Here is a 14365-nt window from a genome sequence, read left to right as displayed (position 1 = left end):
CCTTTTGTTGCTTTTGTTTTTCTAAATTATACACTAAGGATAGCTTAACAAAGAAAAAGACTCCAAAAAACGGAGTCTTTATGATTATACGACAATCGAACCTATTGCTCTAAACTTGTTATATCTGTGTTTGATAATATCTTCTTTGCCCATTTTTGAAAGTTCGATGATTGATGATGATATTTTATGTTTAATGTATTCGGATTGAAGTCCGACGTTTTTGTGAGCTCCCCCCAATGGTTCCTGTATGATTCCGTCGATGATTCCTAATTCAAGTAAATGGTCAGGAGTTAGCTTTAGGGATTCAGCTGCGATTTGCGCTTTGTTGGAATCTTTCCAAAGAAGGGAAGCGGCTCCTTCGGGGGAGATGACACTATAGTATGTGTTTTCTAACATATAAATATGATTTCCAACACCAAGTCCTAATGCTCCACCGCTTCCTCCTTCACCAATTACAATACATATAATCGGAACACTGAAACCTGACATCTCGCGCAAATTACGAGCAATTGCTTCCGACTGTCCTCGTTCTTCGGCTTCTTTCCCAGGATAGGCTCCGGCTGTGTTAATAAAACAAATGATTGGCCGATTAAATTTATTTGCTTGTTGCATTAACCTAAGTGCTTTTCTATATCCTTCGGGGTGAGGCATACCAAAGTTTCTTCTGATGTTTTCTTTTGTTGTTTTTCCTTTTTGGTGGCCAATAACAGTAACTGGTATGCCATCGAACAAACCAATTCCTCCAATTATTGCTTCATCATCTCCGTACAATCTATCGCCGTGCAGCTCAGTGAAATCGGTTATTAAGTGTTGAATATAATCAAGAGTAGTAGGTCTTTCAATATGTCTCGCCAATTGAACTTTATCCCAAGAAGATAGGCTTTCTTGAGAATTTTTCTTTAGTGCTTCTAATTTTTGTTTTAAAGCGAAAATGTCATCTGATAAGTCTAAATTTTGTTCTTTTGAAATACCCTCTAATTCGGTGATTTTTTGCTCTAATTGTTCAAGTTCTTGAATAGTGTTTTTCTCTTTAGATTTACTCAAAACAAATACCCCTTATTAAGAATGAATTTTTAAGATTTTAGATAATGTGTTTTTCATTTCTTTTCGATGTACGATCAAATCTAACTGGCCTTTTTCTAATAAAAACTCTGCTGTCTGAAAATCATCGGGAAGATCCTCTCTGATTGTTTGCTCAATAATACGTCTGCCGGCAAATCCAATCGTTGCATTTGGTTCAGCGATATTGATGTCTCCTAATGAAGCAAAGCTGGCGGACACACCACCGGTAGTCGGATGGGTTAAGTATGAGATAAATAGTAGGCCTTCTTGATTCAATTTTTCTAAAGCGGCACTCGTCTTTGCCATCTGCATTAAACTGAGTACACCTTCTTGCATTCTCGCTCCGCCAGAAGCGGTAAAAATAATGATGGGGTACTTTTTCTCAATGGCTTTTTCTATTGCTCGTGTAATTTTTTCGCCAACTACTGAACCCATACTTCCCATTCGGAAATTCGAGTCCATAACTGCGATAACAGCAGGGGATCCGTTTATTGTTCCTTCTCCGGTTTTAACTGCTTCATTCATTTTGGTTTTCTTAATGTCTTGTTTGATCTTTTCTTTATAGCCTTGAAATTCTAAAGGATCTGAAGATGAAAGTTTAGCATCATATTCTTTAAACGTTCCTGGATCAATTAAGTAATCAATTCGTAGATTTGCTGAGATAGGAATATGAGCGTTACATTCCGGACAAATAAAGAAGTTGTTTCGTAATTCTTTAGCAGTTTTGATGGTATTGCAAGAAGGACATTTTTCAAATGTACCCTTTGGAATACTATCAATAATCTTTGATTTAACAGTCTTGGTTGTATCTTTAATATACTTTTTAAACATAAAAATGCTCCTCGATAAAAATGAATGATAATCCACTTTTACGGTTCGAAAAAAAAGTGCGAAAACCTTTGTGGGATAAGTAAGGAAAGAGGACTGAAACGGTGGAATTGATTAAAAACGTAATAAAAAGAACCATATGAAATGGTTCTTAGAATGTTATAAATGAATTATGTGTTAGATTGTAATACAGTTTATTTTAATGGCTAAATAAGTTACCTCCGTTAACGAAGTGTTAGAGATAAAAGCAACCCGACCCTATTTCTTCGCAGCTAAAGCCGCTGTCTATGTCGAAATGGTATTTCTCGAGATATTCCTTGCATTTTTCAATAGCGAGTTTTATATTTTTTTCTTCGAAAACTTTTAGAACCTTATCATCTACATCTGTAAGATAGTAACATTGTAAATCATTATTTAATTTGTGAACAATTAATTTGTGCTCATTATGTTTTTGAGTGAATTTCTCAGCTTCCCTCAAAGAAGTGAAAACAATTTCTTTTCCTTCTAAGGAAAGCGGGGGAGGGCTGAACAGTAGATCTATTGGATTTCCGTTTTCTCCTGTGCTTTTCCCTCTTACTACATATTGTTCATTCATAGTATCGCTCGCTTTCATTTATATTTAATTGATTGTTGATTCCTTTAAATATGTAGGGTAACCGTGTTTATGAAAATATATAATTTTTCCTAACCATAGTGGTTCCAAACATAATAAATAAAGCAAGAAGAATCAACTAATATTGATAAACAGGTGACAAATAGAAGTAAGCCAAAAACAAATTTTTCAAAACGTTTTTTTGTACTGAAGAAACCATAAGTAAAAACGCCTAAAAAAATGATGCCAATGACAATTCCAAATAAATAAAACATATGTATTTGGCCTTTCTAGGATTTTTATTTTGATCTTATTCTACCTTTTCTCTTAAAAGATCATCAACTGTCATATTTTTTGCATTTTCTATTTCTGTAGAAAAAGTTGTGAGGAATTGTGATAAATCTTCATCAATAAGTTGAAAGAAATCACCTTCTTTTGTTTCAACAAATTCCATTTGATTGGCGAATGCGAAATCTGACACAACTGTTGAGTCGGTAACCCAATTAGAAGGTGTGGCTAATTCATTTTCGTTGTTTTTCATCTCATTATAGTAAACATTTGTGTAGCCAGCTTGAAACGCTACTTTGCTCAAGAAAAATTCATTAAATAACATAAAGAGATCGCTCCTATCCTTTTTTTATTATTATATGAGATAAAAATTAATAGAAGAAAAAAATCCAGAAAAAATATAAACGCTAATGAGAGGGACAATAAAAAAAGCCCCTTAAAAAAATTAAGGGGAAATAGAAGGATAGAGCATTTGAAAAAGAAAAATATTCACTTTTTAAAAATAACATAAATTTTCCTTTGAAACAAATGGAATGTCAAAAAAATAAATATTTTTGAATGTTTACTAAATACTTTACGAATCCATCTGTCTTCACCTAAGTTTTATCATAAGTTCAACAGAACACCTTGTGACTTCAGTCGTGGAATGAATGACAAACTATCGATTTGTTGAGTTCATATTAAGGCGCTCTTGTATAAACAAAAGAATATTCACTAAGCTTTCTTGTTTGTATATAGAAAATTTCTGTCTTTTGAATTCGCCTTTGGAGTGATAATAAATGATCTCACCGCTATCATCTATTTGATTGATCAATAAATAAAATGAGAGAGGAGTTGCTAAAATTGATCCGTCATTATCGCGATAGATAATCTGGCATAACAATTTCCCATCCTCGTCATCATATAAAAAGTCATAATGATTGGATCTTGAAATGTCTTCAATATATTTTAGCATTATGTTTTTAATTGAATTGGTATGATCCATTTAAATCTCCTTTTTTAGAAAAGACTGTCCGTATTATATGATTATTTGGAGTGAAAAAACATCGCAACAAAGAAAAAAATCCATCTTAATGATGGATTAATTTTTTTTCTTGCAGCGGAAACCGCATTTTTCATTGCAATCTTCGCAATCGCACAGTAAAGAATCGCAAAATGTTTGGATTTGTTCTTTGTATTTAGCGCTTAATACAGTTACTGTAATGCCAGTAGCAAGACCTAAAAGATATTTTTTCATACAAACACCTCCTCTGGGGACAGTGTAAATAAAAAATAAAATATTGGAAGAAAATTTGCGTTTTTTATTGTTCTGTTTTCTAAATGATAATTGTAAGGGATCCAACAGGAGGAAAAAGAAATTAATATTAAGGTCAACATTTTTTTGTTTTTTTTCAAAAAACCTGAGTTGTCCTATTAGAATATGTAAAACCAAAAGAAAAGGATGATTAATATGTTAATAAAAGCTATGGATATTTGTGAAGAATTTGCGAGCATAAGCCATTTAGATTGTGGGAATTGTCATAGCGAAAACGTTGTATTGACAGGTGCATATAAGGTCGGTAAAACAAGCTTCTATGCTGAAGTGAATTGCAAAAGTTGTGGAAAGACATCTGATTGTGGGGATGGAGAGTTTCTTACTGAAGTAGCAGCTTTTGATGGAGAGCGTTTTATTCCAATTGTTAAAGAGAAACAAATTACAAACATTCAACGCCGAGTCATTGAAGTGATGGGTGAATGGGATAATGTGAGACTATCTAGAGAATTTGAAGGATGGGTAGTTAATTCATCAGAAAAAGAACTGAATAATCGCTTCTTTGACGATGTTGCTACTGAAGAAGAATATCAAACTGGAATTAAAAATGGAGAGATAAAAAAACGCATTATAGATGGAAAGGAACAGTGGGAGGCGTCTAGATTAATGGACGAACTTAAAGTTTATTTCTTGAATTCTTCCGATGAATATTTAGAAAACCTATACTTCGATGATATTGCTACAGAAGAGGAATACCAAAAAGACAAACTGAATAAGTAAAGGGGATCTAAAAAAACATAATGAAACAAGACATAACTGTATTAATAAGAGAATTAAGGAGCGAATATATAAAAAACGGATTAGCAAATAATTATGAAGAAATTAATTGTGGTTTGTGCAATGATTTTGCTGAAGAAATTGAGTATCGTTTTAATGGTACAGTTGAAATATTGTCAAATGATCATTTCGTTGAAGAAAGGGAAGGATTAGATGGATGGAATGGAGATGAACAAGACAAATGGGTTAAGAAATGGCTGAAAGTGTATGATTCTATGCCACCTTATCCTTTGACTGTTGAGAAATTAACTGATGAAATTAGAGGTTATCATTGTTGGGTTTATTCCGATGGATTGCACTATGATGCAGAATGTCCTGAAGGCGTCAAAAATATGTTTGACTTACCATTTTTCCAAAGATACTTAGCTTGTGAACAATAAAAGTTTATAAAAATATATAAGTATGAAAAACACAGGAATTCCTGTGTTTTTTTATAAAACTGCATTGTTTTACCTTTAAAAACGTTCATATGCAAATATATAATATCTAAAATAAAAACAAATATTAGGAGTTGTTTCTTTTGGAATTTGAACAAATTAAAGAATTAATTGGTGTAATAAATAATAGTGAAAAAATCGAGGAGTTTTCATTAAAAAAAGGGCAAACAGAAATTAAAATAAAAAAAGTATCCGAATTAGTAGAAGGAAAAACAGAACGTACCAAAACATCGCCTGTTGTTTATGTTCCGGAACAAAAAACTGATAGTGAGAGACAAGTTGTCGTTGAAAAAAAAGAAGAAGTCCAATCTAATTTGAAAGAAAATCTGTATCAAGTTACATCGCCTATGGTAGGTACGTTTTATGCTAGTCCTAGTCCAGAAGTAGATAATTATGTTTCTGTCGGTTCAAAGGTAAATAAACAGTCTGTTGTATGCATTGTTGAAGCAATGAAGTTATTCAATGAAATACAAGCTGAGGTAGACGGAGAGATAGTTGAAGTTTTAGCGGAGAACGGGCAACTTGTGGAATTCGGACAACCTTTATTCTCAATTAGTTTGAATGGAGGAGCAATATAATGTTTAGTAAAATTTTAATTGCTAATAGAGGTGAAATTGCAGTTCGGATTATTCGGGCTTGCAAAGAATTAGGTATCGAAACAGTAGCAGTTTATTCAGAAGCTGATAAAGAATCGATGCACGTTCAATTAGCAGATGAGGCATACTGCATAGGGCCTACTTCATCTAAAGATAGTTATCTCAATGTGACAAATATCATTTCAGTCGGAACATTAACAGGATCCGAAGCAATTCATCCTGGTTATGGATTTTTATCTGAGAATGCTGATTTTGCGGAGTTGTGTGAGAACTGTGGCATTACATTCATTGGACCGCATTCGGATGCAATCAGAAAAATGGGAGACAAAAACGAAGCAAGAAATACAATGAAACAAGCAAATGTTCCGATTGTGCCTGGAACAGAAGACATCATTACGGATATTGAGGAAGCTATTAAAGTTTCAAAAGAGATCGGTTTTCCGGTTATTATCAAAGCTACAGCTGGTGGTGGAGGTAAAGGGATGCGTGTGGCAAATGATATTGAAGAATTGAAAAAATCAATTGCACAAGCACAGAAAGAAGCGGAAGCAGCTTTCGGTAATGCGGGAGTTTATCTAGAAAAATATGTTGGATCTCCTAGACATATTGAAATTCAAATTATGGCTGATAAGCACGGGAATGTGATTTATCTGGGTGAGCGTGATTGTTCGATTCAGAGAAGACACCAGAAGCTGGTGGAGGAAGCGCCATCGCCAGCTCTGTATGAAGGATTAAGAAGACAAATGGGGGAAGCGGCTGTGAAGGCCGCTAAGGCAGTTAATTATCACGGAGCTGGAACGATCGAATTTCTGTTAGATAAAACTGGTGATTTCTATTTTATGGAGATGAATACGCGAATTCAAGTGGAGCACCCAGTTACAGAAATGATTACAGGTGTGGATCTCATTAAGGAACAAATATCTGTGGCGTATGGAAATAGATTGTCTATCCGTCAATCAGAAGTGAAAATTGAGGGACACGCTATTGAATGCCGTATTAATGCCGAAAACCCAGCGAAAAACTTTATTCCTTCGCCAGGTTCAATTGAAATGTACTTGCCGCCCGGTGGTAATGGCGTAAGAGTTGATGGTTTTTGCTATAGTGGATATAAAGTCTCTCCATTTTATGACTCGATGATAGGCAAGTTAATTGTTCACGGAAAAGATAGGGAAGAGGCAATAGCAAAAATGAAAAGAGCTCTTGAAGAATTTGTGATTGATGGAGTTAAAACAACGATTCCTTTTCATTTGCGATTAATGGATAATGCGCTATTTAAGTCTGGAGAATTTGATACCAAATTTTTAGAGAAACATAAAATCGAAAATAGATGAATAATAGAAAACAGTGTAATCATAGATTACACTGTTTGTTTATTTAAATGTATGTAAGGTGAAAAACTAACCTAAATGCATTAAGGTTGATCCATCTTCAGCTAATTTGGCTGTATATAATTGCTTGTCTCCGTCAAAAGTTAAATCAGTGGCAATAGTGTTAATATTGTCGTCAACTAATGTAGTTACACCTTTAGCATCTTTTTCGATCCAAATTCCATATTGAATAGATAATTTTTCGAGTTCTTGTAAAAAATCAGTAATCTTCTTTTCCATTTTAAAATCATTCCTCTCCTAATTTGTTTCCAAATAAACTGAATATATAATAATGCGATTTTCGCAAAATATGTGAAAAAAATAAAAAAGCAGCTGCATAGTAGTGCTGCTCTTGTTTAGATTATTTGTATTGCTTTGTTAGGACATCAACAACATACATCAGATTTTCTTTATTGAAGGAAAGATTAGAGAACACGGTTTGGTTATTGCGGCCATCAAGTATGGTGGTACCACTTAGCTAATGGGTCTTCTTGAATCCATAGGCCGTGTTTTGCTGAAATCTTCTCAAGATCGTTATAATATAAATTAACAATTTATTTGGATTAGAAATAACCTCTAGGATAAAGTTCCCAAGTCTTGTTTGTTGTTAATTGGAAACGAAAAATAGACCTCCCTTGAGATTGAAAGCCTGAAGGGATAGGTCTATAATGAATTACTTATGAGCAGATGGCTCATAGGCAACTTTTTACCGGGGTGCTACCAACACCCTAGTTTTTTAATATGCTATACAATGTGTACAGCATCGTTATAAACAGATTATAACATATCTCCAATGAAATGCAATTCACACTTTTTTTAAAAATTAAAAAGATAGTGTACCATCTAATTCTTTCATTAAGTCGGTTTCGAATTGACTGCTGGATGATGAATGTTGTATGAGTTCTAAAATCATATAAGTTACAGCTTTTGTGGTTAATTGACGTTCGTTGAATAAATCTTCACCTGATATTGTTCTTTTAAGATCTTTTTGATTTGTATCAGGAAGTTCGATGTCTACTTTAACTTTAACATCTGTGACATTTTCATAAGAGAGGTTGACGGTTGTGGGGTAGATGAGACCGTTGAAAACAATTTCTTTGGTAAAGGATTTTGTTGATTTCCTCAAATTAATACACTCCTTGTATGTGATATGAAGGAATTATATTATCGAAGTCAATAAAAAAAGAAGAGAAGAATTAAAAAACAAGTAGGTCACTTGTTTTTTACTAGCTTAAGCCATCTTTATAATGCTTTGGCCAGTTTTTATCTCCAATATGCTCTACTTCTTCGGCAGTTTTTTCGAGTTCTTTGATTAACAATTGTTTTAGTTCCGTAATTGTTGCAAGATAAGCGGCTTCTTCTTTGCTGTTTGGTTTGATGCCGCACAGTGCATTCATAGCAGTAAGCCTACGGTGATAATCTATGGAAGTGTCAATCGATTCTAAGTAATGAGATATAAATTTTGCTAATGGTTTATATTTATCAGGAAAACGATCATAAAGTTCTTGTATCTTTTTGTGTTGCATAAAGTATTTTCCTCCTTTTGAAAATCAAAATATAAGAAGTTATATCTTGAAATAAAAAGAAGTCAAATATTTTTGAAGAAATGCTAAAATAAATCTAATAAATGAATGTTTACTTGATCTTAGAGTGAATTTAGGATTTGTTTTATCAATTTTTTTAAAAATATATTATAATGTTTGTAAAAGAAAAGGAGGTTATATTTTTGAAGGTTGTAAAACAATATGAAGATAATTGGGATATAATTTTAGATGGGAAGACAGTGGGTCGTATAGAAAAATACGGTTTAATCTCACCTAGAAAAACCCTATATGTTAAAAATAAAAGTGTAGGTCAAGTTTTGAACCAAAAAGATGCAATCCAAAAATTAAATGAATTCTTTGAGAAAAATAAGAAAGATATCATTGAACTTGAAAAAAATATTAAAGAATTAGAATTGGGAATATCACAAGTTGAATATCAAATTTGTATTGATGTATTGAAAAAAGAAAAAGACAGGTTAAATGAGGAGTTATTAAATCTAAGATCTTACGATTTGATTTAATGATTTTTAAGACTAAACTTAAGTTAAAGGAGAGAAGAAAATGGCGAAGAATGATTGGTTTGACAATGATACTGGTACATATTTTAAGGTGGGAGAAACAGTTACTTGGTATGGTGATCCAGAAGAAACTAAAGGAGAACTAAAAAAGATTGAAGATGAAAAATTTGTGGTCTTATGGGAGGATGGTCAATATATTGATTATCCAAATGATCATCAAGAAGCAATCCGAAAATATTAAATTGAATATTTACGAAAATTAGGTTCCTAATCGTGCAGAAACCAATGGTTCTTGACCGCGGGAAATTAAGAAAAATTAGTAAATAAACGCTGTTTTCGTACAGAGTGTTTTTCGGTAAATTTTCCATCGGATATGTGTTGCTGTTTCAACTTACCTATTAAAGCGACAGAAGATGTTAATGAGTTAATGCCATTAGTAGATAAGTGGATAACTTAAAATATATAACAGAAGAGGGCTTTACGCCCTTTTTTTATGCATTAGTTCCACATTTCCGCCGTAGAATAGTTTGACTTTGTAATAAAAGTTGTCTCACACGTGAGATCATATAGGAATTATTGAAGAAGGTATGACATTTCTAAAACGTCAAAAAAGTGTCAGTGGGGGAAGTATAGATATTTTAGCCAAGGAATCTAAGGGGGGCGCTTGTGTTAAAAAGAGAAGAGAGGCGCTAGACCTAGTGCTAAAACAAAGATACTAAGAGAGGCAGACTTGAAGGTCTTAAAACGGCATAAGGCGTCAATTTAAATCTCTTGCTTAAAGAAGGAATCGGCGTAAAAGTTATTAATATGACATTATTTATGACATCATTAATGAGAGTCGCCCTGAAGTGAAAAAGCCATACAGAGGGCAATACTACTTAGAGGATCTTAGTATAATGGTAGTGTTTGAACACAAAAATACAAAAGCCTGTATGTACTATGAAAAATAAATAGACTGCCCCTTATTACCTGAAGATTAGGAGGCAGTCTATTAAATTATTGGTATAGACCTTCGAATCCAAAAATTAGGCTTCCGACGACTCCAACAATAATAAGACACAGCGCGAAAACATACCATTTTTTCCGGCTCATATTTTGACCCTCGCTTTAACCAAACTTAAGTTCCATTTAAAATATGCTAGTAGGATATTTACAAACACTCTGCCTAAATCCCAACCAGCTCTCGCAATAAGCGCGCTTAGTCCAAAAACAAGAGCCCAATTGAAAAAAGCGGTAAGAAAAGTAGTGTGGGTAAAAACAGAAAAAGATACTGGGATACCGATTAATCCAGAACAAATCAAACTGATTATGATACCGGCAGCAAGAATTGTTGGGGAAAGAATAAGGAAAAAGTTGATAAAACTAATACCTATAATTACATTAAGAATTTTAAAGAACCTAGTAAATGAAGCTTTCTCTTTAGAGTTTTCAAGTAAGTAATCAGCCACAAGTGTTTTGGCCAAAGATTTTGGGGAGCCAAGATGTCTAGATACGATGTGGTTATCGCGGCCATCCGCTTCCCCCATATCAAAGACTTCCTGGATATCATCGATGATATCTGCTCTTTCTTTTTTTGGTAGTGACTTTAGTTCGTGGTTCAGTTGCTTTAAATAAGTATTTTTCAACATTAGCTAATCCTCCTTTATTAGTTCAAACACTTGTTCTGTAAGATTCAGCCATTCTGTTTTGAGCTCTCCATAGTGCGCTCTCCCAGTTGATGTTATCTTGTAGTATTTGCGTTTTGGCCCTTGAGGAGATAGAGCTGTGTATGTACTAAGATATTGATTTTTGGTTAATCTTCTTAAGATCGGATAAATTGTTTCTCCGGTGACTGGGAAGCATTTAGAGATTTTTTTAATAATGTCATATCCGTACCAGTCTCCTTTCTGAATTAGTGATAATACACATAACTCAATTGCACCTTTTCTCATTTGGCTATTCATAATATCATCCCATCTGACTTTGTTAACAACTATAGTGTAATACACAGTAGTTGTGTTTGCAATTGTTATTTTCAATTCCGAGGTTGTAGGAGACAAGTATGCTGCTATGCAAATAAATAAGCTACCCCGCTTTTTTAACACGATAATCTGCTATAATATGAAGAGTTAATTTGATTAAATGTATTAAAATCACAAAGGAGAACTGCACTTTGAATTTAAATAAACAGATCTTTGAATTTTCATTAACTAACGGAAAAAGAGCAAAAATAAATGTGCCGGCTTTGCTTAATAAGACAGACATTCAAATTTTAAAAAACCAATTGGATGTTATGGAATTGCAAACAAAAACGAAATCGGAACAGGATCAACGAAATGAACTAAAAAAAAGAAGACTCAAAAAAGTCGCTTTAAATCGAATCACTATGTAATTAGAACATCAAGTCAGCTCTTATTTATAAGAGGAGTTTCCTTTCCTAGAATTTACATATATTTTTTGCTGGAGGAATTAATTAATGTTAAAAGAAGAACGATTAATCGAAGTGTTTGATAAATTCATTGATAGAGCAAAGCGATATAAGCTGATGCTATCGAGAGAGAAGATGAATTAAACATAGCTCAATATAGAGGTGAGCAAAAAGTCTTGCAAGAGATTAAATCATACATTGCAAAAATATCTGAAGAAGATATTTAATATGAATAAATGGAATAAATCGGAATCCGATGATGGAGCAGAAGTCTTTTATAAGATTAATGATCCTGATGCAAATGGTGACATTAAGATTTATTTCAAAATTGAACAACCAGAAGGACCTGCAAAGGAATTTCAGTTATACGATGATGAGTTAGCGCGAGTGTACAATCAATTACAAGAAATGAAAAACAAAATATAACTCTGATAAAGAGCATTTTTGGGAAGTCCGGCTTGTTAGATGAGAACAGCCCTTGCCAGTACCCTTGTATTAGGTATGATTGCAATTACTATTTTTAATTCTAAGGTTGGGGGGGAGAAACTTGCTACATTACAAAAAGAACTCTTTCAACATATTGAGAAAAGTATATGGGTTAAACGAAAAAGGGCACTTGCAAATAACTGATTACAAAGAATGCGAAGAAAAGGCAAAAAGTGAGTTACTTTTAGACAGATAGAGAAATTCTATGTGGCCTTTATTTAAAAGTGTGTTATAATGGAATCGAATTCAGCAGTGTAACTTTACAACAAGTAAAGTGTGTGCGGCAAAAAGAAATGACCCGGGTGCGGACGGGCCATAAAATGCATTGTACTATTAATTAGACTTATTCTTTGGTAATGGGGTAGGTCGATCTCTTAATACCAAGGATAATTAAAGCAACTAATGCTAAACAACCGAATGTAAGTAACAGATGAATAGCTTGATGGTTGTTGATAAAAACGCAGATTAATTTTAATCTGCGTTTTTATTTTTTTTAGATGGAATTTTTTTAAATATCACGAATGGTAATTGGATTATGCCGAAAACAATATTGTACATAAATTCTCTAACTCCACTTGCATTTATATAGAAAGAGAATAATTCTCCGTTGTCTTTCCAATTTGGTATAAGTCGATGTCTAACTTTATCGAATAGACCGATTTCTTCTAAATTGTTTGCGTGCCAAGTAAAATGAATCTGGTCATAGAATAGGAGTTCGATTTCATCATCGAGATCAACAAACAAATAACCTAAAGAATACTTATCCTGATATTTTAATTTGAAATTTTTAAAATCAACTTTTTTTGTTTTAGGGAATCTAATAATAATATATCGTCTATTCTCGATAACATTTCCATTCATATCAAACCATTCCATATGATCTTTCCGAATTTCCTTGGTTATTTTTACATCGCTATTATGATAAATAATAAGTTTTCTGTTGTCAAAGCAGGTTTCAGTAAAATTCAATACGGTTTTCAAATTATCTCTCCTTTTTAATGATTTTTTTACAGGGAAACAAATGATCTTTATTTATTAACATTTTAATATGTGATGATTCTTAAAATGAAAAAAGTTATTTTTATGTTATTGAAAAAAATGAAGTATAATTTAAAAAATTTGGAGTGATTTGATTCATTAGAAAAGGAACTTTAGAAAGGGCTGATATTATGGATTTAGAGATCTTTAACAAAGTTGATGAATGGGCTCAAAAGGGATTGTATATTGAGTATTATATTGTAGATCAGGTTGAAAATGGCTACGAAAAAGAAGTTGAAAAGGGGGAAATTAACCCTTTTACATATACGATAACTGTTGTGGATACTAAGAAGGGTGTAGAAATTTTTAAAAAAGGAATGTATGACAAACTTGCTGTAGGAATGAAAGAAGCGCTTCAAATTTTAGAAATAAATAGCGAATCTCCCCACCTAAATGGGTAAGCACTCATTCTAGATAGGGGGTATTCTAGGTTAATCTGAACCTAATGATCTGAAGTGGGTCGAGATATAAACTGGGTTCCGGAGATTTATGATTTATATAAAATTAGGCTGCTACAATGTTTTGTAGGAGTTAATCTAGAATGTTTTTTCTGAATTTAAAGGAAACGCGAATTGAAAAGGTAATGGTATATTGGGAATAACAAGTTTAGAGTTGTGTAGCATTAAAAAAGAGCCTATCCAGGTTGCGTCTGGGAAGGGCTCTTTTTGTTTTTTAAACTTCATTAGTCTAAGGATATAGATTCTATGGAGAGATATCTTAGAATTCCTAATTTAATTTGTATTTCTTTCTTTGAACTATAGGTTCATCTATATAAGAAATTATTAAAGATCCGCCTTTACATTTAAAGGAGGATCAGTTTTTTTTGTTAGACGCTCAGGACCGTATTGGTAATGCGATTGCTCTAAAAGCTGGAACAGAACGAGTGAGAGCTGAAGAATAGATGAAGCGATTGGTGGATTTATTCATCTATCTTCTTTGTTATGTGATGATACCGCCATAAACTATAAAAAAATTCGTAAAGATGAAATTTACACCACGAACCTGTTAATGAAAGGCAGAAGCAACGAGTAAAGGAAAATCTATCAAAAAGAGTGCTTCTGAGGGCAGAAGGGAGAGAGTAACCAAAATATTTAATTCTTATTCCGTTTTAAA

General features: G+C 33.0%; 22 protein-coding genes and 1 pseudogene. 11 read left to right on the top strand and 12 right to left on the bottom strand.

The genetic code is table 11. The features are described from left to right. Positions 1 to 84: 84 nt before the first annotated feature. The 6 genes from accA to AAGG74_RS16715 form a co-directional block, all read right to left on the bottom strand. Positions 85 to 1044, bottom strand: a complete 960-nt coding sequence (gene accA, locus AAGG74_RS16740) for an acetyl-CoA carboxylase carboxyl transferase subunit alpha (RefSeq protein ID WP_429676341.1) — start codon at positions 1042 to 1044, stop codon at positions 85 to 87. Between the two features lie 15 nt (positions 1045 to 1059). Beyond that, a complete protein-coding gene (gene accD / locus AAGG74_RS16735) occupies positions 1060 to 1893 on the bottom strand; it encodes an acetyl-CoA carboxylase, carboxyltransferase subunit beta (protein WP_429676340.1) in 834 nt (277 codons plus the stop codon). Between the two features lie 232 nt (positions 1894 to 2125). Next, a complete protein-coding gene (locus AAGG74_RS16730) occupies positions 2126 to 2485 on the bottom strand; it encodes a hypothetical protein (protein WP_429676339.1) in 360 nt (119 codons plus the stop codon). 307 nt (positions 2486 to 2792) lie between these two features. Then, complete coding sequence (locus AAGG74_RS16725) at positions 2793 to 3095, bottom strand: hypothetical protein (protein ID WP_429676338.1); 303 nt, start codon at positions 3093 to 3095, stop codon at positions 2793 to 2795. 333 nt (positions 3096 to 3428) lie between these two features. Next, positions 3429 to 3755 (bottom strand): hypothetical protein, encoded by a 327-nt coding sequence (locus AAGG74_RS16720; protein ID WP_429676337.1) that lies wholly within the window; start codon positions 3753 to 3755, stop codon positions 3429 to 3431. 96 nt (positions 3756 to 3851) lie between these two features. Next, positions 3852 to 4007, bottom strand: a complete 156-nt coding sequence (locus tag AAGG74_RS16715; protein ID WP_429676336.1) for a hypothetical protein — start codon at positions 4005 to 4007, stop codon at positions 3852 to 3854. A 213-nt stretch (positions 4008 to 4220) separates the two neighbouring features. On the opposite strand from AAGG74_RS16715, the gene AAGG74_RS16710 reads away from it, so the two are divergent. From AAGG74_RS16710 to accC, 4 genes are all read left to right on the top strand, one after another. Further along, positions 4221 to 4802 (top strand): hypothetical protein, encoded by a 582-nt coding sequence (locus AAGG74_RS16710; RefSeq protein WP_429676335.1) that lies wholly within the window; start codon positions 4221 to 4223, stop codon positions 4800 to 4802. Positions 4803 to 4822: 20 nt separating this feature from the next. After that, positions 4823 to 5239, top strand: coding sequence for a hypothetical protein (locus AAGG74_RS16705; protein ID WP_429676334.1), 417 nt, complete (start codon positions 4823 to 4825; stop codon positions 5237 to 5239). A 131-nt stretch (positions 5240 to 5370) separates the two neighbouring features. Next, complete coding sequence (gene accB / locus AAGG74_RS16700) at positions 5371 to 5874, top strand: acetyl-CoA carboxylase biotin carboxyl carrier protein (RefSeq protein ID WP_429676333.1); 504 nt, start codon at positions 5371 to 5373, stop codon at positions 5872 to 5874. Then, positions 5874 to 7223: an acetyl-CoA carboxylase biotin carboxylase subunit gene (accC, locus tag AAGG74_RS16695; RefSeq protein ID WP_429676332.1), complete on the top strand. Its 1350-nt coding sequence runs from the start codon at positions 5874 to 5876 to the stop codon at positions 7221 to 7223. Before accB ends, accC begins: the two co-directional genes overlap by 1 nt. A gap of 66 nt (positions 7224 to 7289) precedes the next feature. Here accC and AAGG74_RS16690 read toward each other — a convergent pair whose 3' ends face one another. From AAGG74_RS16690 to AAGG74_RS16680, 3 genes are all read right to left on the bottom strand, one after another. Further along, positions 7290 to 7499 carry a hypothetical protein gene (locus AAGG74_RS16690; protein WP_429676331.1) on the bottom strand — a complete coding sequence of 70 codons (210 nt, stop codon included), beginning with the start codon at positions 7497 to 7499 and terminating at the stop codon, positions 7290 to 7292. 583 nt (positions 7500 to 8082) lie between these two features. Continuing rightward, on the bottom strand, positions 8083 to 8385 hold the full coding sequence (locus AAGG74_RS16685; RefSeq protein ID WP_429676330.1) for a hypothetical protein: 303 nt from the start codon (positions 8383 to 8385) through the stop codon (positions 8083 to 8085). 100 nt (positions 8386 to 8485) lie between these two features. Beyond that, positions 8486 to 8785 carry a hypothetical protein gene (locus tag AAGG74_RS16680; protein ID WP_429676329.1) on the bottom strand — a complete coding sequence of 100 codons (300 nt, stop codon included), beginning with the start codon at positions 8783 to 8785 and terminating at the stop codon, positions 8486 to 8488. Positions 8786 to 8985: 200 nt separating this feature from the next. Here AAGG74_RS16680 and AAGG74_RS16675 point away from each other — a divergent pair, with 200 nt between their 5' ends. From AAGG74_RS16675 to AAGG74_RS16665, 3 genes are all read left to right on the top strand, one after another. Continuing rightward, the gene (locus AAGG74_RS16675) at positions 8986 to 9324 is read left to right on the top strand and encodes a hypothetical protein (RefSeq protein ID WP_429676328.1); all 339 of its coding nucleotides are present in this window, start codon (positions 8986 to 8988) and stop codon (positions 9322 to 9324) included. Between the two features lie 40 nt (positions 9325 to 9364). After that, positions 9365 to 9562: a hypothetical protein gene (locus AAGG74_RS16670; protein WP_429676327.1), complete on the top strand. Its 198-nt coding sequence runs from the start codon at positions 9365 to 9367 to the stop codon at positions 9560 to 9562. 325 nt (positions 9563 to 9887) lie between these two features. Beyond that, a complete protein-coding gene (locus AAGG74_RS16665; RefSeq protein WP_429676857.1) occupies positions 9888 to 10040 on the top strand; it encodes a hypothetical protein in 153 nt (50 codons plus the stop codon). Between the two features lie 369 nt (positions 10041 to 10409). On the opposite strand, the gene AAGG74_RS16660 is transcribed toward AAGG74_RS16665, so the two are convergent. Next, a complete protein-coding gene (locus AAGG74_RS16660; RefSeq protein ID WP_429676326.1) occupies positions 10410 to 10949 on the bottom strand; it encodes an HAAS signaling domain-containing protein in 540 nt (179 codons plus the stop codon). 3 nt (positions 10950 to 10952) lie between these two features. Then, entirely contained in the window at positions 10953 to 11264 is a 312-nt protein-coding gene (locus AAGG74_RS16655; protein ID WP_429676325.1) for a PadR family transcriptional regulator, read from the bottom strand. 209 nt (positions 11265 to 11473) lie between these two features. Between AAGG74_RS16655 and AAGG74_RS16650 the strand changes: the two genes are divergently transcribed. Next, positions 11474 to 11692 (top strand): hypothetical protein, encoded by a 219-nt coding sequence (locus AAGG74_RS16650; protein ID WP_429676324.1) that lies wholly within the window; start codon positions 11474 to 11476, stop codon positions 11690 to 11692. A gap of 264 nt (positions 11693 to 11956) precedes the next feature. Beyond that, positions 11957 to 12154, top strand: coding sequence for a hypothetical protein (locus AAGG74_RS16645; RefSeq protein ID WP_429676323.1), 198 nt, complete (start codon positions 11957 to 11959; stop codon positions 12152 to 12154). A gap of 531 nt (positions 12155 to 12685) precedes the next feature. Here AAGG74_RS16645 and AAGG74_RS16640 read toward each other — a convergent pair. After that, the gene (locus AAGG74_RS16640; protein ID WP_429676322.1) at positions 12686 to 13195 is read right to left on the bottom strand and encodes a hypothetical protein; all 510 of its coding nucleotides are present in this window, start codon (positions 13193 to 13195) and stop codon (positions 12686 to 12688) included. A gap of 188 nt (positions 13196 to 13383) precedes the next feature. On the opposite strand from AAGG74_RS16640, the gene AAGG74_RS16635 reads away from it, so the two are divergent. Together AAGG74_RS16635 and AAGG74_RS16630 are read left to right on the top strand one after the other, a co-directional pair. Then, complete coding sequence (locus AAGG74_RS16635; protein WP_429676321.1) at positions 13384 to 13653, top strand: hypothetical protein; 270 nt, start codon at positions 13384 to 13386, stop codon at positions 13651 to 13653. A 428-nt stretch (positions 13654 to 14081) separates the two neighbouring features. Next, positions 14082 to 14295 (top strand): annotated as a pseudogene (locus AAGG74_RS16630) (IS1595 family transposase); the annotation flags it as partial. Between the last annotated feature and the right edge of the window lie 70 nt (positions 14296 to 14365).

Origin of the sequence: Bacillus mexicanus, from assembly GCF_050445615.1 — a bacterium.
Classification (GTDB): domain Bacteria; phylum Bacillota; class Bacilli; order Bacillales; family Bacillaceae; genus Bacillus; species Bacillus mexicanus.
This window is presented reverse-complemented; position numbering and strand designations above follow the sequence as displayed.